Source organism: Massilia sp. R2A-15, from assembly GCF_030704305.1.
In the GTDB taxonomy this organism is placed as follows: Bacteria; Pseudomonadota; Gammaproteobacteria; order Burkholderiales; family Burkholderiaceae_D; genus JAFCUW01.
The window spans coordinates 867477-886720 of record NZ_CP131935.1 but is presented as its reverse complement, the minus strand read 5'-3'; the positions used below and the strand labels follow the sequence as shown (position 1 = coordinate 886720).

Genomic DNA, 19244 nt, shown 5'->3' with positions numbered 1-19244 from the left:
ATCGCGAAAAACATTGCTTCACGTCAGCGACGTTAATCAGATCGCAAACATGTCCAAAAATTCATCGACGGCCATCGCTTCGAGCGTCGCCTGGTCGAGCGTGGCGGCGAGGATCGCCCCCTGCTGGCGTTCGGGAAACCGGCGCGCCAGGTTGGTCCTGAATTTGTCGAGCAGCAGCGGCATGCCCTCGGCGCGCCGGCGCGCGTGGCCGACCGGGTATTCGACGACGACTTCGTCGAAGCGGCTGCCATCCTGGAATTCGACCGCCAGCGCATTGGCGATCGAGCGTTTGGCGGGATCGTGGTAGTCAGCGGTGAAGGACGGATCTTCGAGGCAGGCGATCTTGGCGCGCAGGATGTCGATGCGCGGATCGGCGGCGATGCCGTCCTCGTAGTCGGCGGCCGTCAGCCGGCCGTGGATCAGCGGCACGGCGACCATGTACTGGATGCAGTGGTCGCGATCGGCCGGATTGGCCAGCGGGCCCTGCTTGTCGATGATGCGGATGCAGGCCTGCTGCGTGCGGATGGTGACGCGCGCGATGTCGTCGGCGCGCTTGCCGACCTTCGCCATCGCCGCGTTGACGATCATCGCCGCTTCCACCGCGGTCTGCGCGTGGAATTCGGCCGGGAAGGAAATTTTGAAAAGGACGTTCTCCATGACGTACGCGCCGTAGGGGCGCTGGAATCGGAACGGCCGGCCCTTGAACTGCACGTCGTAGAAGCCCCAGGTCTTTGCGCTGAGCGCGGACGGATAGCCCATCTCGCCGGTGCGGGCGATAAGCGCCAGGCGCACGGCGCGCGATGTGGCGTCGCCCGCCGCCCACGATTTGCGCGAGCCGGTGTTGGGCGCGTGGCGGTAGGTGCGCAGCGCCTGTCCATCCACCCAGGCCAGAGAGACGGCTGCCAGCATCTCGTCGCGCGACAGCCCGAGCAGGTGCGCGACCACCGCGGTCGACGCGACCTTGACCAGCACCACGTGGTCCAGGCCGACTTCGTTGAAGGAGTTTTCCAGCGCGATGCAGCCCTGGATTTCGTGGGCCTTGATCATTGCGGTGAGCACGTCGCGCATGCGCAGCGGCGGCTTGCCGGCGGCGCGGGCAATGCGCGAGAGCCAGTCGGCGGTGGCGAGGATGCCGCCCAGGTTGTCGGACGGGTGGCCCCACTCAGCGGCGAGCCAGGTGTCGTTGAAATCGAGCCAGCGGATCATGGCGCCGATGTTGAACGCGGCCTGCACGGGATCGAGCTGGAACTGGGTGCCGGGAACGCGCGCGCCGTGCGGCACCACCGTGCCGGGAACGATGGGGCCGAGCAGCTTGGTGCAGGCGGGATAGGAAAGCGCTTCGAGGCCGCAGCCGAGGGTATCGAGCAGGCAGTGGCGCGCGGTGTCGTAGGCGAGGCTGGAGTCGACCTGGTAGTCGCGGACGTAGTCGACGATGTCGATCAGTTCGCGGTCCCAGTCGGGGCGGTTGGCGGAGTCCAAATCGGTTGCCTCCTCGGGGTCTGGTCCTGCGGACCTGACCCCATATTGAGAACCTCGAAGACGCCGAATCTGTGGCGAAATCAAAATGGGTCAGGTCCGCAGGACCAGACCCCCAATTCTGCCGCGGCGCGTATCTAAAGTTAGACCGCTAATTGGACTCCTGCGTTCACTTAAAACGCGTCGCCGGGGACGCGCACCCACCCTTCCATCAGGACCCGCGCGCTGCGGCTCATGATGGCTTTGCCGACGCTCCACTGGCCGTCGGTTTCGGTGGCTTCGGCGCCCACGCGCAAGGTGCCCGACGGATGGCCGAAGCGCACCGCCGTGCGCGCGCCGCCGCCGGCCGCCAGGTTCACCAGCGTGCCAGGGATCGCCGCCGCGGTGCCAATGGCGACGGCCGCGGTGCCCATCATGGCGTGATGCAGCTTACCCATCGACATGGCGCGCACCAGCAGGTCGACGTCCGTCGCCGCCACCGGCTTGCCGCTCGACGACACGTAGTCGGCCGGCTTCGCCACGAAGGCGACTTTCGGCGTGTGCTGGCGCTTTGCGGCATCGTCGATGTGATTGATGAGGCCCATGCGCAGCGCTCCGTGGGCGCGGATGGTTTCGAAGCGGGCCAGCGCGTCAGGGTCGCCGTTGATGGCGTCCTGCAGTTCGGTGCCCGTGTAGCCAATGTCCTCAGCGTTGACGAAAATGGTCGGGATGCCGGCGTTGATCATCGTCGCCTTGAAGGTGCCCACGCCGGGCACCGACAATTCGTCCACCACGCTGCCGGTCGGGAACATGGCGCCGCCGGCGCCCTCTTCTTCCGCCGCCGGGTCGAGGAATTCGAGCTGCACTTCGGCCGCAGGGAAAGTGACGCCATCGAGTTCGAAGTCGCCGGTCTCCTGCACCGCGCCGCCGGTCATCGGCACGTGGGCGATGATGGTCTTGCCGATGTTGGCCTGCCAGATGCGCACGGTGGCCATGCCGTCCTGCGGAATGCGCGCCGGTGCGACCAGGCCGGAGCTGATGGCGAAGGAACCCACCGCTGCGGACAGGTTGCCGCAGTTGCCGCTCCAGTCGACGAATGCGGTGTCGATCGACACCTGGCCAAACAGGTAGTCGACGTCGTGGTCCGGCTTGCTGCTGGCCGAGAGGATCACCGTCTTGCTGGTGCTCGAGGTGGCGCCGCCCATGCCGTCGATCTGCTTGCCGTAAGGGTCCGGGCTGCCGATCACGCGCAGCAGCAAGGCGTCGCGCGCCTTGCCGGGTACCTGCGCGGATTCCGGCAGGTCCTGCAGGCGGAAGAACACGCCCTTGCTGGTGCCGCCGCGCATATAGGTGGCGGGGATTTTGATTTGCGGTGCGTGTGCCATGAATGAATCCTGTTAGCTAATGACTGTCGTTCCTGCGAAGGCAGGAACCCATGCTGAGCATATTCAGTATAGGTTCCTGCCTGCGCAGGAACGACAAACTTTATTACGCGGCCTTCGACGATTCGAGGAAGTCCTGGGCGAAGCGCTGCAGCACGCCGCCCGCTTCGTAGATCGACACTTCTTCGGCGGTGTCCAGGCGGCAGGTGACCTGCACTTCTTCCGAGTCGCCGTTGTGGCGATGGATCACCAGCGTGAGGTCGGCGCGCGGCGTGCGCTCGCCGATCACGTCGAAGGTCTCGGTGCCGTCCAGGCCCAGCGTGACGCGGTTGACGCCCAGCTTGAACTCGAGCGGCAGCACGCCCATGCCGACAAGGTTGGTCCGGTGGATGCGTTCAAAGCCTTCGGCGACGATCGCCTCGACGCCGGCCAGGCGCACGCCCTTGGCGGCCCAGTCGCGCGACGAACCCTGGCCGTAGTCGGCGCCGGCGATGATGATCAGCGGCTGCTTGCGGTCCATGTAAGTTTCGATGGCTTCCCACATGCGCGTGACTTTGCCTTCCGGCTCGATGCGGGCCAGCGAGCCGGCCTTGACCTTGCCGTCTTCCTTCACCATCTCGTTTTTCAGGGTCGGGTTGGCGAAGGTGGCGCGCTGCGCGGTCAGGTGGTCGCCGCGGTGCGTCGCGTAGGAGTTGAAGTCCTCTTCCGGCAGACCCATTTTGGCCAGGTATTCGCCCGCCGCGCTATCGAGCATGATGGCGTTCGACGGCGACAGGTGGTCGGTGGTGATGTTGTCGCCCAGGATAGCCAGTGGCCGCATGCCCTTCAACGTGCGCTCGCCGGCCAGCGCGCCTTCCCAGTACGGCGGACGGCGGATGTAGGTGGTCTGCGGCCGCCAGTCGTACAGCGGGCTGACCTTCTGGCCGTCGTCGTGCTGCTGCGCGAACATCGGGATGTAGACCTTGCGGTACTGCTCCGGCTTCACGCTCGACGCGACGATGGCGTCGATCTCTTCGTCGGTCGGCCAGATGTCGGCGAGGCGCACCGGCTTGTCGTCGGCGCCGTACCCGAGGATGTCCTTCTCGATATCGAAGCGGATGGTGCCGGCGATGGCGTAGGCCACCACCAGCGGCGGCGAAGCGAGGAAGGCCTGCTTGGCGTACGGGTGGATGCGGCCGTCAAAGTTGCGGTTGCCCGAGAGGACGGCGGTGGCGTACAGGTCGCGGTCGATGATCTCCTGCTGGATCACCGGATCGAGCGCGCCCGACATGCCGTTGCAGGTGGTGCAGGCAAAGGCGACGACGCCGAAGCCGAGCGACTCGAGTTCCGTCATCAGACCGGCTTCTTCGAGGTACAGCGCGACGGTCTTGGAGCCTGGCGCCAGCGAGGACTTGACCCATGGCTTGCGCTGCAGGCCGAGGCGGTTGGCGTTGCGGGCGATCAGGCCGGCGGCGATCATGTTGCGCGGATTGTTGGTGTTGGTGCAGCTGGTGATGGCGGCGATGATCACGGCGCCATCGGGCATGAGGCCCGGCTCGTTTTCGACCACGCCGCTGATGCCGCGCGCGGCCAGCTCGGAGGTCGGCACGCGCTTGTGCGGGTTGGACGGGCCGGCGATGTTGCGCACCACGGACGACAGGTCGAACGTGACCACGCGCTCGTACTCGGCGGTCTTGAGGCTGTCGGCCCACAGGCCGGTTTCTTTGGCGTAGGTCTCGACCAGCTTGACCAGTTCGTCGTCGCGACCGGTGAGCCGCAGGTACTTGATGGTCTGCTCGTCGATGTAGAACATCGCGGCGGTGGAGCCGAATTCGGGCGCCATGTTGGAGATGGTCGCGCGGTCACCCAGGGTCAGGTTCGCGGCGCCCTCGCCGAAGAATTCGAGGTAGGACGAGACGACTTTCTGGTTGCGCAGGAATTCGGTAAGCGCCAGCACGATGTCGGTGGCGGTGATGCCAGGCTGCGGCTTGCCGGTCAGTTCGACGCCGATGATGTCCGGCAGGCGCATCCACGAAGCGCGGCCCAGCATCACGCTTTCCGCTTCCAGGCCACCGACGCCGATGGCGATGACGCCCAGCGCATCGACCATCGGGGTGTGCGAGTCGGTGCCGACCAGGGTGTCCGGGAAGGCCACATTGTCCTTGACCTGCACGACCGGCGACATGCGCTCCAGGTTAATCTGGTGCAGGATGCCGTTCCCCGGCGGGATCACGTCGACGTTCTTGAACGCCTTCTTGGTCCAGTCGATGAAGTCGAAACGGTCTTCGTTGCGGCGGTCTTCGATGGCGCGGTTCTTCTCGAAGGCGTCGGGGTCGAAGCCGCCGCATTCGACGGCCAGCGAGTGGTCCACCACCAGCTGTGTCGGGACCACCGGATTGACCAGCGTCGGGTCGCCGCCCTGCGCGGCGATGGCGTCGCGCAGGCCGGCCAGGTCGACCAGCGCGGTCTGGCCGAGGATGTCATGGCAAACAACCCGAGCCGGAAACCACGGGAAGTCGAGGTCGCGGCGGCGTTCGATCAGCTGGCGCAGCGAGGCGTTCAGCGTGTCGGGATCGCAGCGGCGGACCAGGTTTTCGGCCAGTACGCGCGAGGTGTACGGCAGTTTGTCCCAGGCGCCAGGCGTGATCGCGTCGACGGCGGCGCGCGCGTCGAAATAGTCCAGCGAAGTGCCGGGCAGTGGTTTGCGGTTCAGGGTGTTCATCATGTTCTATTACCAGGTTACTTGCGTTCCGAGATCGGCACGAATTTGAGGTCTTCCGGACCGACGTAGTTCGCGCTCGGGCGGATGATCTTGTTGTCGATGCGCTGCTCCATCACGTGCGCCGACCAGCCGGAGGTGCGCGAGATGACGAACAGCGGCGTGAACATCGAGGTCGGCACGCCCATCATGTGGTACGACACGGCGGAGAACCAGTCGAGGTTCGGGAACATCTTCTTGATGTCCCACATGACGGTTTCCAGGCGCTCGGCGATGTCGAACATCTTGGTCGAACCGGCTTCCTGCGACAGCTTGCGGGCCAGTTCCTTGATCACCTTGTTGCGCGGGTCGGAGATGGTGTAGACCGGATGGCCGAAGCCGATCACGACTTCCTTGTTCTCGACGCGGCGGCGGATGTCGGCTTCGGCTTCGTCGGCGTTTTCGTAACGCTCCTGCACTTCCAGCGCAGCTTCGTTGGCGCCGCCGTGCTTCGGACCGCGCAGCGCGCCGATCGCGCCGGTGATGGCCGAGTGGATGTCCGAACCCGTGCCGGCGATGACGCGCGCGGTGAAGGTCGAAGCGTTGAACTCGTGTTCCGCGTACAGGATCAGCGAGGTGTGCATCGCCTTGACCCAAGACTCGGACGGCTTTTCGCCGTGCAGCAGGTGCAGGAAGTGGCCGCCGATCGAGTCGTCGTCGGTCTCGACGTCGATGCGCTTGCCGTTGTGGCTGAAGTGGTACCAGTACAGCAGCATCGAGCCGAACGACGCCATCAGGCGGTCGGCGATGTCGCGCGCGCCCGGCATGTCGTGGCTGTCCTTTTCCGGCAGCGCGCAGCCGAGCGCGGAGCAGCCGGTGCGCATCACGTCCATCGGGTGGGCGGCGGCAGGCAGCGCTTCGAGCGCCGACTTGACTACCTGCGGCAGGCCGCGCAGCGATTTGAGCTTGGTCTTGTAGGCTTTCAGTTCGGCGGCGTTCGGCAGTTTGCCGTGCACCAGGAGGTAGGCGATTTCTTCGAACTCGCTGTTGTCGGCGACATCGAGGATGTCGTAGCCGCGGTAGTGCAGGTCGTTGCCGGTCTTGCCGACCGAGCAGAGGGCCGTGTTACCGGCGGCGACGCCGGACAGCGCCACGGATTTTTTCGGCTTGAATGCGACGGCTTCGGTTGGTGCTTTATCAGTCATCTTGCAAATCTCCAGTGTGATTATTTCTCTTTACCTTGGGCGAACAGCGAGTCGAGCTTCTTCTCGTAGTCGTGGTAGCCGAGGTAGTCGTACATTTCCATCCGCGGCTGCATGGTAGGCACGACGCTCTTCTGGGTGCCTTCGGCGCGCAGCGTCTTGTAGAAGTTCAGCGCGGCCGCGTTCATGGCGCGGTAGGCGCCGCAACAGTACAGGGCGATATCGACCTTGTTTGCGCGCAGTTCGTCGAGCGTAAACAGCGGAGTGGCGCCGAATTCGGTGAGGTTGGCGAGGATCGGCACGCCGACCGCATCGCGCACCTGGCCGTACATTTCGAGCTTGGTGATCGCTTCCGGGAAGATCATGTCGGCGCCGGCTTCGACGTAGGCGCAGGCGCGGTCGATCGCCGCATTCAGGCCTTCGACGGCCAGTGCGTCGGTGCGGGCCATGATGACGAAGTTCTCGTCGTGGCGGGCATCGACGGCGGCCTTGATGCGGTCGACCATCTCTTCCTTGGTGACGATTTCCTTGCCCGGACGGTGGCCGCAGCGCTTGGCCGAGACCTGGTCTTCCATGTGGACCGCGGCGACGTCGGCGCGGATCATGTGGCGGATGGTGCGGGCGATGTTGAAGGCGCCGCCCCAACCGGTGTCGATATCGACCATCAGCGGCAAGCCGCAGGTGTCGGTGATGCGCTGGGCGTCGGTGATGACGTCGTCCATGGTGCTGATGCCGAGGTCCGGCATGCCGAGCGAATTCGCGGCCACGCCGCCGCCGGACAGGTAGATCGCCTTGTAGCCGGTTTGCTCGGCCATGCGCGCGGTGTAGGCGGTAATGGTGCCGACCACCTGCAACGGCGATTCTTCGGCAACTGCGCGGCGGAACAGCGCGCCTCGGGATTCTCTCATCGTATTCTCCTGGTATGTTTCATCGAACTGCGTCAGGGATGGTATTGCAAGCGGCGTGCCAGCCTTGCAAGCAGGCGTCGGCGCCAGCTCACCGAGGCGGCGGCGGGGATAAGTCCTTTGAAATCAAGATTATGCAAAATATTGCATAATTGCCATGCGATCCACGGACGTTTGACATTACGTTTCAATGTGAAACGATGAAACACCGTGCATCGCAGGCACGCCGCGCCATTCTACATCCGGCGCCCCTTCGGTGGCGGACGCACGCCGCGAGGCGGGCGCGCCGGCAGGCTGGCGCGGGCGGGGCCGCCCTTCTCCATTTTCACTTCGGTGATGCGCATCTCCAGCACGTCGATCGGATCGCTGCGGTCGTCGATGAGGAAATCGATCGCGCCCTCCAGTTGAACGCCGGCGCCATCGTCCAGGATGCCGCGGGCGTGCCAGCGCGCCGTCGCCCGCAGGGTCGAATTGTCGGCGATGGCCGACGTGGGCAGGATGGTCTGATCGAAGTTCAGGTGCAGCTCACTGTCGCCCGACTGGTCCTTCACATTACGCAGGACCGCGAAGGCATCGGCCGAGTCGGCGCGGGATTGGCCGTCGAGGGGCCCGCTGGCCAGCCTCAAGGCGTCGCGCATGCGAAAGAAACGCTGCGCCTGCATTTCGCCATGCGCCATCAAGGCGTCCTTCAGGATGGGACTGCGGTCGGACTTGGACAAGGCATTGAGTTTCACGGGGGCGGATTTTTCGATGGCGCAGCGGTCCAGGATGACGCGGTGGACCTGCACCGGCTGGTGCTTGTGATCGTCGCCGCGCGTGATGCGCTTGTTGACCGCCTCGATGAACGAGATTTCCTGGTTCAGCGACAGATTGCCCGACAACTCGTTGCGGCGGTCGCCGATATCGAATTTCAGCTGATCGACGTCGAAGTCGCGCGGATTGATTTGCAGGACCCACAGCTCGGCGGGCATGCGCTCCGCCTCGACGCCGGCGAGGAAGTTCTTGATGGGCGGGTTTTGCGAGAACAGGCCATCCCAGAAGCTGCGCTTCGATCGCGCGCCGTCCGGGCCAATGAACGGGACCTCCACCGCCTTGAACATCCACGGCAGCGCGGCCGAGGCCAGCACCGCCTGCAGTGAAATGCCGCCGTCGGTCGCCGCCCGCTCGGAACTGAAGGCGACGAATTCGCCGTCCTCGATGTCGACGGCGCCCATCAGCAGGTGCGGAATCTGCGCCATGAGGTCCATGCCGGCGGCGTCCAGGATGTCGAACGAGGTGGGATCCGCGGCCACCTGGCCGGACCATCGGCTCAGCGCAACGTCGAGCGGGCAGCCTTCTCGAAAGCCGGCGGGGCCCATCAAGCGCCTGAGCGCCGCCGGCTGTTCCTCGACGGTCCGGTGGATACGTTCGGCGAGCTGCCGCTTGAGCTTTTCGTTGTCCGCCGGAGCGAGCGGAGGTTTCATGCGCGACTGGATGTCGGCCTCGCGCCAGCGCGCGATGTCTCTCGAGACGCCGAGCAGCGCGCCGAGCGCGGCGACCAGATCGAAATCGACTTGCTGGGCGATCAGGCGGTCGAGCTGGAAGTAGTCGCCGCGTCCCCAGGTGTTGAAGGGACCGAGCGTGTCGGCCAGTTGCGGCCAGGTCGAGGTGAGCAAGTCCACACCGTCGCGCAAGGGCGGAACGTAAGGGCTGAACGAGAGGTCGAACGGAAGCGCGCTGGTGGCGGCGATCGTCGCGGCGTTCCACAGCGTTTCGCCGGGCGTCTGGGCGCAGTTCGCGTGCCAGAACGCTTCGAGCTTGCGGCAGGCCTGGTCGGCGCCGCCCTGCAACAGGCCGTACCACGCGAGCAAGGCGCACAAGCCGCCGCCGGAGGTGCCGCTGATGCCGACCAGCTTCATCGGGTGGAGATCGCCGCGGCTTTTCTCGATGAGCGGCAGCCAGCGTTTCAGTGCGCCGGCGGCATAGGCCGCGTGGCTGCCGCCGCCCTGGCATGCGATGACGATCTTCCTGGTGTCGGCAAATGAACTCATGGCGCCCTCCCCGTTTTGGATAGCCTTATTAGACCCGCTTCGTTCGGATACGTCCGTGGTTTTTTTGGCACTGTTGATATAAAAATGGTGGCGCGTCGGCAGGATCCGGCGTCGGTTTCGCGTGTTTCACGCTGAAACGGTACAATGAAACATGAGCTATCCAATCAACGACGCCGAGGCGCGGCCGGTCATCTGGACCGTTTCCGTCTCGCGCCTGTCCGACCTGTTTCGCGACATCACTCTCGAATACGACCATTTGGCGTCGATCGAGCCGATCAACCTTGGCTTCGACGAGGCCGCGCGCGCCATCCGCGAGCGCATGGCGGCCGAACGCTGCGACGTGATCATCGCGGCCGGGTCGAACGCGGCCTACCTGAAGGGCCGCGTATCGGCGCCGGTGGTGATCGCCAAGGCCAGCGGTTTCGACATGATGCAGGCGCTGGCGCGCGCGCGCCGCGTGTCGGACCGGATCGGCGTGATCACTTATCAGGAAGCGCTGCCGCAGCTGGCGGAGTTCAGCGCGACGTTCGGCGTGCCGATCGCGCAGCGCACCTACGTGACCGAGGAGGACGCGCGGGCGCAGATCAACGAGCTGAAAGCGGCCGGCATCGAGGCCATCGTCGGCGCGGGACTGATCACCGACCTGGCCGAGGAAGCCGGGCTGACCGGGGTGTTCGTGTATTCGGCCGCGTCGATCCGCCAGGCGTTCGACGATGCGCTCGAGATGGCGCGTCAGACCCAGCTCGAAGCGAACCGCAGCCGGCGTACCGTGGTGGCGGACACGCTGCGCGCGCGCCACGGGCTGGCCGACCTGCGCGGCGAATCGGCGGCGATGGAAAAGCTGCGCCAGGCCGTGGTGCTGTTCGCGAAATCGCCGGCGACGGTGCTGATCGAAGGCGAAACGGGCACGGGCAAGGAGCTGGCGGCGCAGGCGATCCATCGCGAGAGTCCGCGCGGGCTGGGCGCGAACCGGCCGTTCGTGGCGGTCAATTGCGGCGCGGTGGCCGAGTCGCTGCTGGAGTCGGAGCTGTTCGGACATGAGGAAGGCGCCTTCACCGGCGCGCGCCGCGGCGGGCACGCGGGCTTGTTCGAGGCGGCCAACCACGGCACCCTGTTCCTCGACGAGATCGGCGAAATGCCGCTGGCGCTGCAAACGCGGCTGCTGCGGGTGCTGGAAGAGCGCGAGGTCGTGCGGGTCGGCGGCACGCGTCCGGTGCCGGTCAGCGTGCGGGTGATCAGCGCGACGCATTGCGACCTGGAGGCGCGCGTGCGCGAGGGACGCTTCCGCGCCGATCTGTATTACCGATTGGCCGTGCTGCGCATCGCCCTGCCCCCGCTGCGCGAACGGCGCGGCGACATCACGGCGCTGGCCGAGTGGTCGCTCAAGAACGCGCTGGCGGCGCTGGGCGCGCGGCCGCATCCGAACCTGCATGCGGAGATCGGCGCGTGCGCGCCGCTGCTGGAACGCTACGAGTGGCCCGGCAACGTGCGCGAACTGCGCAACCTGATGCAGCGCCTCGCGCTCTACCTGGCGGCCGAGCCGCTGCAGGCGCTGACGCCGAGCTTCGTACTCAGTGTGGCGCCGGAACTGGGGCGCAACGCGGCGCTGCCGGAGCCGGCAGCGCCTGCGCGCACGGAGTCGATCCAGGAAGTGCTGACGCGCTTCGGCGGCAAGCGCGATGAGGCCGCCGAGTACCTGGGGATCAGCCGCACCACGTTGTGGCGAAAGCTAAAGTCCTTGAACCTGACCTGACTCGCACGCCGCCATCAGGCCTGACGGCTGCGAAAAATCGATGGATCGGCCTAGCCGCCCGCGCGAAGTGCCTTGATCCGGGCCACCGCGTTGACCTGCCGCTTGTCTACCGCAACCGCCTTTTCGTAAGCGGCAATCGCCAGCTCTTTTTCACCCAGCGCTTCGTACGCTTCCCCCTCGCTGTCGAAGGCATTGCCATATTTCGGCTCGATAAAGGTGGCCAGCTTGAACAGCTCCACCGCGCCGCGGGCGTTTTTCCCGCGCAGCAGCTGATAACCTAAAGCGTTCAGGTTCAGGGGGCTGAGCTTGAAGTCGGGAGACTCCGCGCTCATCTGGGAATAAATTGATTGCGCATCCTTGTAGCCGGCTTTGACAAAGCTGCGCAAAAAGTCGGCTTCGCCAAGGAGTGCAAATTTGGCGGGGCGGAATTCCATCGACATCACTTGCGGGCCGATTCCGTGCCGTGCCGGCGATTCCCTCAGGAACGCCAAGGCCGTGGCATCGTTCTTCAGATAAGCGTCCAGGAACCTGTGCACGTACAAGGCGCCGCTGCGGTAAGCCTGCAGCACGTCCGCGCGCTGGTAGTCACCGAACGCGTCGTCCCGGGCGAAGCGCAGCTGCCACGAACTGAAGTCCGGGTGCGTCATCGGTTGCATCGTGGTGACGTAGACATCCGAATATTTCATGGTATTGAGATAGCTCGGACCCAGTTTGTCGCTCAGCTCCATCGTCTCGGCCGTTGGCATGCGCGCACCGAGAAACAACATCGGCACCGCCGTGCGCGCCGGACGCACGTAAGTTGCCGCGCTCCAAATTTTTGGGTGGAAGCGAATCGAGCCGTCGAGGCTGACCAGCGCCTTGATGCGGCTCGAACGTGCCGCGGCGAATACGTTGGCCATGCCGCCCCAGCTGAAACCGGCTGCCGCAACCTTGCTCATGTCAGCTTGCGGCAGGGTTTGCGCGTAATTGGCGAGGAAGGCGATATCGGTCGCCTGCGCCTCCACGCCTTCGATGTCATCGGTCATTATGGCTGAGCGCGCTCCCAGGCTGCGGCTGGCAATGACGACGTAGCCGTGGCTGGCCAGGTATTCGCACAGGTCAAGGTTTTCCTGCGCGAAGGACGCAAAGCTCGGGGCGTAAATCACTACCGGAAACTTGCCGGCGGCAGGAGCGGCATCGCGTATCGCCAGGGTGGAGGCGCCATATTGCGCCTTCTGCGGTCCAGCCATCCAGGCTGCCCGCTGCTTCGCTGCGTCGGCGCCAGACAGGGAGAAGTCGACATCGGCCAGGCTGGCCTGGCGATAATCGGCAACCTGCATGTGCGCCCCCGTGCTGTTCTTTGCCGGATACCAGACGAGGGTCTGGATTGGCCGGGCGGGCCCGACGTTGCCAGCATTGCCGAAGGCATCGACGGGCGCATCCAGTACGCGGCTATAGTCGTATTGCTGCACGACGCGCAGGCCGACCGCATGCGGGCCGACGTCAGGCATCAGGTCAGGCGTGACCGCATTGGGCAGGGCTGCCTGCGCGGAGCCTGCGATTGCAAGGAGGATCAGAAAGGGCCGGAGGGACATTGGAATTTATCCTGTTGTGTAGATGATTAAAAATAACATTACAGGATTGCAAAGAACGCGGCCGTGCGACCAACTGTCGAAACAGCGGGATGAAGTGCAGGATGTGACGCCGTACCGCGACCGCCTCCCTCGTCCGTGCGTTTAAAAAAGGCAATGCGGACACAGCGCAATTGGCGCAGAATCGTGGTTCGTGATTTCACGTTGATAACGCCGCCGGCCCGCTCATGAGGTGTCGCCATGCGGCCACTGGAGGCAACTATGCATCATGCATCGCAAGCGGCATTGTTCTCTTTAATCGGCAACACCCCGGTCATGGAAGTGACCCGCATCGACACCGGCCCGTGCCGGCTGTTCCTCAAGCTTGAATGCCAGAACCCGGGCGGTTCGATCAAGGACCGGATCGGGCTGGCGATGATCACCGCCGCCGAAAACGACGGCAGCCTGAAACCGGGCGGCACGGTGGTCGAAGCGACCGCCGGCAATACGGGCATCGGACTGGCGCTGGTCGCGCGCATCAAGGGCTACCGCGTGGTGCTGGTGGTGCCCGACAAGATGGCGGTCGAAAAAATCCTGCACCTCAAGGCGCTCGGCGCCGAGATCCACCTGACCCGCTCCGACGTCGGCAAGGGCCATCCCGAGTATTACCAGGACGTGGCGGCGCGGCTGGCCAAGGACATTCCCGGCGCCTGGTACGCCGACCAGTTCAACAATCCGAACAACCCGCTGGCGCACCAGCACACCACCGGCCCCGAGCTGTGGAACCAGGTGGGCCGCAAGCTCGATGCGATCGTCGTCGGCGTAGGCTCGGCCGGCACGCTGACCGGCCTGTCGCATTACTTTTCCGAAGTCCACTCCGAGCTCGAATTCGTGCTGGCCGACCCGAAGGGCTCGATCCTCGCGGAGTACATCCGCACCGGCAAGGTATCGGATGTATCGGGGTCGTGGGCGGTGGAAGGCATCGGCGAAGATTTCATTCCGTCGATCGCGGACATGTCGCGCGTGAAAACCGCTTATACCATCAGCGACGAGGAAAGCTTCCAGACCGCGCGCCTGCTGCTGCGCGAGGAAGGCATCCTGGGCGGCTCGTCGTCCGGCACGCTGCTGGCGGCCGCGTTGCGCTACTGCCGCGCGCAGACCACGCCCAAGCGCGTCGCCACCTTCGTCTGCGACACTGGCACGCGGTATCTCAGCAAGGTGTACAGCGACGGCTGGATGTTCGACCAGGGCCTGCTGACGCGCCCGCGGCTGGGCGACCTGCGCGACCTGATCGGGCGCCGCTACGATGGCGGCGATGTCGTCACGGTGGCGCCGACCGATACGCTGCTCACCGCGTTCAACCGCATGCGCAGCGCCGACCTGGCGCAGCTGCCGGTGATTGACAACGGCAAGCTCGCCGGTATCATCGATGAATCCGACCTGCTGCTGCACATCACCGCCGACGGAGGCGGGTTCGGCGGACCCGTGTCCTCGACGATGACAGCGCAGCTGCAGACACTGGCGCCCTCGGCCAGCATGCAGCAGCTGCGCGACATCCTGGACCGCGGCCTGACCGCGGTGATCGCCGACAGCGACAGGTTCTACGGCCTGATCACCCGCTTCGACCTTCTCAATCATTTGCGCAGGAATTTATCGTGACCGACAAACGACAGCATCTCGCCACCCGCGTCATCCATGCCGGACAGGTACCCGACCCCAGCACCGGCGCCGTCATGCAGCCGATTTACGCCACCTCGACCTTCGTACAGGAGAGTCCCGGCGTGCACAAGGGGCTCGATTACGGCCGCTCGCACAATCCGACGCGCTGGGCGCTGGAGCGCTGCGTGGCCGACCTCGAAGGCGGGTCGCGCGCGTTCGCGTTCGCCTCGGGCCTCGCGGCCATCTCCACCGTGCTGGAACTGCTGGAGCATGGCTCGCACATCGTGGCCGGCGACGACATGTACGGCGGCACCTACCGGCTGTTCGAGCGGGTGCGCCGGCACAGTGCCGGGCACGACTTCACCTACGTCGACCTGTCGAATCCCGATGCGCTGTTGGCCGCGCTGAAGCCCGAGACGCGCATGGTGTGGGTGGAGTCGCCGACCAATCCAATGCTCAAGCTGGCGGACCTGAAGGCGATCGCCGACATCTGCCGCGAGCGCGGCATCATCACCGTCTGCGACAACACTTTCGCCAGCCCGATCGTGCAGCGGCCAATCGAGTCGGGCATCGACATCGTGGTGCACTCGACGACCAAATACATGAACGGGCACTCGGACGTCATCGGCGGGATCGCCGTGGTGGGCGGCGCGCCGCACCAGGCGCAATGGGCCGAGCGGCTGGGCTTCCTGCAAAACTCGGTGGGCGCGATCCAGGGGCCGTTCGACAGCTTCCTGGTGCTGCGCGGGATCAAGACGCTGGCGCTGCGGCTGGAGCGCAGCTGCGCCAACGCACTGGCGCTTGCCGAGTGGCTGGAGCGCGAGCCGAAGGTGCGCAAGGTGTACTACCCTGGCCTGGAATCGCATCCGCAGCACGCGCTGGCGAAGCGGCAGATGGATGGTTTCGGCGGCATCATCTCGATCGAGCTCGAGACCGACCTCGCGGGCGCGCGCCGCTTCCTCGAGCGCTGCCACGTGTTCACGCTGGCCGAGAGCCTGGGCGGGGTCGAGAGCCTGATCGAGCACCCTGCCCTGATGACCCACGCGACCATTCCGGCCGAGCAGCGCGCGCAGCTGGGTATTAGCGACACGCTGATCCGGCTGTCGGTCGGCGTCGAGCACGTCGACGACCAGCGCGAGGACCTGCGCCTCGCGCTGGCCGCAATCTAGCGTCCCAGCGCGGGAATGTCGCGCGGCTTGTACGGCGCGACCGGCTGCTCGGCGATCTTCTTGTCGAGCAGTTCGAGCGCGACTTCCAGTTGGCGGTCGCGTCCCGCGAAGGTTTCGTGCGGCAGGTTGTCCACTTCGACGTCGGGCTTCACGCCGACGCCTTCGATCAGCCATTCGCCCTGCGCCGAGAACTGCGTGAATTCGGCCACGCGCGCCATGCCGTTGTCCATCAGGGCATTGCCGTCGCTGAGCCACACGCCGGCGCCGGCGGTGCGCTTGCCAACCAGTGGCCCGAGTTTCAGCGCCTTGACGCCGGCAGCGAAGGTCTCGCCGTCCGAGTAGGTCAGCTCGTCCACCAGCACCACCAGGTGGCCGCGGAAGGTGCCCTGCATGTTCGGCGAAGGCAGGCTGCCGTGCGAGGTCCAGAACGCCCATGACTTGCGGAGCAGCTTCTCGATGATCCAGCTGTCAATGTTGCCGCCGCGGTTGCGGCGCACGTCGATGATCAGGCCCTGGCGGTTGATGTTGGCGTAGAAGTCGCGCGCGAAGGCGTTGATGTCGCTCGGCGTCATCGCGCGCAGGTGCAGGTAGCCGATCGTTCCCTTCGACGCCTTTTCGACCTGGTCGGCGCGGCCCTGCTCCCAATCCGAATAACGCAGGTTGCCCTGGCGCGCCATCGATACCGGCGTGACCATCACCGAGCGCGGCGCGCCGCCTGGCGTCTTCACCTGCAGCAGCACCTGCTTGTCGGCCTGGTTCAGCAGCAGGTCGCCGATGTCGCGCGCGTCGGCCAGCGACTTGCCGTTGATGGCGGTGAGGATGTCGCCTTCCTTGACGTTGACGTCGGGCGCGGCCAGTGGACCGCGTTCGGACGGCAGCTCCGGCTCGCCGCGGTAGATGCGGTCGACGCGGTAGCCGTCGGCCACACGCGTGAGCACGGCGCAAAGTCCGGCGGCGGCGCCCTCCGCTGGCGGACGACGCACGTCGCCTGGACGGATCTGCGAGTGCAGCGCGCCCACTTCGCCCACCATCATGCCCAGCACGTCATCGAGCTCGGCGCGGTCGGTGACGCGCGCGGCCAGCGGCGCGTAGCGCGCGCGCACGGCGTTCCAGTCGACGCCGCGCATGTTGGCGTCGTACAGGAAGTCGCGGTGCATGCGCCACGCGTCGTTGAACATCTGGGTCCATTCCAGGCGCGGGTCGACGCGGATTGCCCAATCCTCGACCGTGATCCTGGCCTTCGATACGTCGGCCGGCAGCTTGGCGCCGGCTTCGACGATCAGCATGTCGCCTGGTCCAGCCTTGGCGGCGGTGCGGTAGAACAGGTGCTTGCGATCGCCCGTGAGGCCGAACTCGCGCACGCCGGCGACGAATACTTCGGGCTTGGGCGACGTGCGGCTGATGGCGAGTGTCTTCAGCACGCTATCGCCATCGAGAAGGTAGAGCCGCTTGGCGTCGGCTTCGAGCTTCTTGTAGTTGCCCGGCTCGACCGGCACTTCGAACAGGCGGTCCTTCAGGCCGGCGTACGTGACGGCGGGCGACTCCGGCTTTTTCGGCGCGGCCTTGTCGGCCTCTTTTTCCTTGCCCTCTTCCGCCTTGGCCTCAGGTTTGCTCAATTCGTCGTCGGGCTTGAACGGGAAGCGCGCGCCCGGCTGCAGCGCCAGCGCGTACACGCCCACGCGCTTGTCGAACACCGGCCCCATGTTGCGGTCGCCCCACGGCGAGCCATTGGCCAAATTGAAGTGGCGCGCCGACAGGAAGTACAGCCATTTGCCGTCCGGCGCAAACGCCGGCGAGCTGGCCGAATAGCGGTCGGTGGTCACAAACGCGAGCTGCTTCGATTCGACGTTGAACATGCCGATCTGGCGGCGCTGCGCGTCGGTGCCCGTCCGCACGAACGCCATGTTGTGGCTGTCGGGCGACCACACCACCTCGTCGGATGTATCGAAGCCGCTCTTGCCGGCGTCGTCGATAATCACGTTGGTGCGCGCGGCCAGGTCGAGCAGCCAGGTGCGGCCGTGCTTGTCGGTGTGCGCGAGCCATTTGCCGTCCGGGGACGGATACAGGTTCAGGCGGTGGCTGGCGCCGTCGCGGGTCAGCTGCTCTCCGCGGCCGGAGCCGTTGGCGGCGTAACGCCATATCTCGTTTTCGCCGGTGGTGTCGACGATCGCGTAGATCCATTTGTCGTCGTGGCTGAACACGGCGCCGCGGGCGCGCGCGCCATCGGGAATGGCGATGTCGACGCGGCGCTGGCCGTCGGCCCCGGCCACCGTCACGCGGCCGCGCGCGGTCAGCACGATGCGCTCGGCCTTGTTCGCCGGTTCGATGCTCGTGAGCGCCTCGAGCGCCGGGCGGACCAGGCGGGTGCGCTGCTGGTCGAAGTCGGACATCAGGCTGGCCTTGATGACGCTGTCGGCGCCGCTCGCCAGGTCCAGCACGTGCAGGTCGGCGCCCAGCTGGTAGGCGATGCGGCCGTCGCCGAGCGAGGCGCTGCGCACGTCCCACTGCTTGTGGCTGGTGTGGGCGCGGCGGTCGCTGCCGTCGGGCAGAGAGGACCAGATGTTGTCGGCACCGCCGGCGTCGCTGATGAAGTAGAGGCGGCCTTGCCACCACATCGGGCGGCGATTGTTGGCGTCGTCCTTGAACAGCAGCTGGGCCTCGCCCTTGCCATTGAGGTCGTAGCGCCACAGCTGCGCATGGGCGCCGCCGCGATAGGCGCGCACATTGTCGCTGGTCTGGGACAGGCCCATGCGCGTGAAGTAAACCCAGCGGCCGCTGTCGTCCGTCGTCGCGTCGTTGGCTTCGGCCAGCGGCAGCACGCGGCGCTTGAGCGAGGACGGCTCGATCGCGACGACGATGCGCTGGCGCACCGGGCCGGTCGCGTGGTCGGTGCTGACCAGCACCTCGCCCTGCGGGGTCCAGCCGACGACCACCACGCCGCCGTTGTCGAAGCTGATCCGCTTCGGCAGGCCGCCTTCGAGCGGCATCACGTAGGCTTCCTGGGCGCCTTCGTACGAGGCGGAGAAGGCGAGCGATTTGCCGTCGGGGGAGATGGCCGAATTGGTCTCGGCGGCCGGATGCGTGGTCAGGCGCTGAGCCTTGCCGCCGGCGTCCGTGGTGCGCCACAGGTCACCCTCGGCGGTGAATACCACGGTGTCGCCGCGGATCGACGGGAAGCGGAAGTACGGTTCGGCGGCGAAGGCGTGGCTGGCCGCCAGCGCCAGCGAAACAGCGAGGGTTATACGGGACAGGATCATGGCTCGGTGCGTTTTAGTTGCGAGAGAGCATGAGTTTGCCATAAGCGCCACGGTGGTGGACGTGCATATATGCAAATAAAATCGGGACTGCAATGACTCAGCGGGCGGCGACAAAAACGGGGTCAGGTCGCGCAGGACCTGACCCCAACCCCGTAAAAAAACCCGCGGCACTTGCGTGCGGCGGGTTTCCGATGGGCGCGAGGCG

11 protein-coding genes are annotated in these 19244 nt (G+C 65.8%); 3 read left to right on the top strand and 8 right to left on the bottom strand.

The features are described from left to right. Positions 1 to 36 precede the first annotated feature (36 nt). From Q4S45_RS03965 to Q4S45_RS03940, 6 genes are all read right to left on the bottom strand, one after another. A complete protein-coding gene (locus Q4S45_RS03965; protein ID WP_305509362.1) occupies positions 37 to 1479 on the bottom strand; it encodes a bifunctional 2-methylcitrate dehydratase/aconitate hydratase in 1443 nt (480 codons plus the stop codon). A gap of 170 nt (positions 1480 to 1649) precedes the next feature. Continuing rightward, entirely contained in the window at positions 1650 to 2840 is a 1191-nt protein-coding gene (gene prpF / locus Q4S45_RS03960; protein ID WP_305509360.1) for a 2-methylaconitate cis-trans isomerase PrpF, read from the bottom strand. Positions 2841 to 2943: 103 nt separating this feature from the next. Next, complete coding sequence (acnD, locus tag Q4S45_RS03955) at positions 2944 to 5538, bottom strand: Fe/S-dependent 2-methylisocitrate dehydratase AcnD (RefSeq protein ID WP_305512039.1); 2595 nt, start codon at positions 5536 to 5538, stop codon at positions 2944 to 2946. A 17-nt stretch (positions 5539 to 5555) separates the two neighbouring features. Next, positions 5556 to 6719 carry a 2-methylcitrate synthase gene (gene prpC / locus Q4S45_RS03950; protein WP_305509358.1) on the bottom strand — a complete coding sequence of 388 codons (1164 nt, stop codon included), beginning with the start codon at positions 6717 to 6719 and terminating at the stop codon, positions 5556 to 5558. A gap of 20 nt (positions 6720 to 6739) precedes the next feature. Beyond that, a complete protein-coding gene (gene prpB, locus Q4S45_RS03945) occupies positions 6740 to 7624 on the bottom strand; it encodes a methylisocitrate lyase (RefSeq protein ID WP_305509356.1) in 885 nt (294 codons plus the stop codon). Between the two features lie 233 nt (positions 7625 to 7857). Continuing rightward, on the bottom strand, positions 7858 to 9651 hold the full coding sequence (locus Q4S45_RS03940) for a patatin-like phospholipase family protein (protein ID WP_305509354.1): 1794 nt from the start codon (positions 9649 to 9651) through the stop codon (positions 7858 to 7860). A 151-nt stretch (positions 9652 to 9802) separates the two neighbouring features. On the opposite strand from Q4S45_RS03940, the gene prpR reads away from it, so the two are divergent. Then, positions 9803 to 11404 carry a propionate catabolism operon regulatory protein PrpR gene (prpR, locus tag Q4S45_RS03935; protein ID WP_305509352.1) on the top strand — a complete coding sequence of 534 codons (1602 nt, stop codon included), beginning with the start codon at positions 9803 to 9805 and terminating at the stop codon, positions 11402 to 11404. A 50-nt stretch (positions 11405 to 11454) separates the two neighbouring features. On the opposite strand, the gene Q4S45_RS03930 is transcribed toward prpR, so the two are convergent. Beyond that, positions 11455 to 12978: a dienelactone hydrolase family protein gene (locus tag Q4S45_RS03930; protein WP_305509350.1), complete on the bottom strand. Its 1524-nt coding sequence runs from the start codon at positions 12976 to 12978 to the stop codon at positions 11455 to 11457. 258 nt (positions 12979 to 13236) lie between these two features. Here Q4S45_RS03930 and Q4S45_RS03925 point away from each other — a divergent pair, with 258 nt between their 5' ends. After that, on the top strand, positions 13237 to 14613 hold the full coding sequence (locus tag Q4S45_RS03925) for a cystathionine beta-synthase (RefSeq protein ID WP_305509348.1): 1377 nt from the start codon (positions 13237 to 13239) through the stop codon (positions 14611 to 14613). Further along, complete coding sequence (locus tag Q4S45_RS03920) at positions 14610 to 15782, top strand: PLP-dependent aspartate aminotransferase family protein (protein ID WP_374046074.1); 1173 nt, start codon at positions 14610 to 14612, stop codon at positions 15780 to 15782. The genes Q4S45_RS03925 and Q4S45_RS03920 overlap by 4 nt, the downstream gene beginning before the upstream one ends. On the opposite strand, the gene Q4S45_RS03915 is transcribed toward Q4S45_RS03920, so the two are convergent. Beyond that, entirely contained in the window at positions 15779 to 19039 is a 3261-nt protein-coding gene (locus Q4S45_RS03915; protein WP_305509346.1) for a S41 family peptidase, read from the bottom strand. The two genes, Q4S45_RS03920 and Q4S45_RS03915, sit on opposite strands and share 4 nt — an antisense overlap. Positions 19040 to 19244 lie beyond the last annotated feature (205 nt).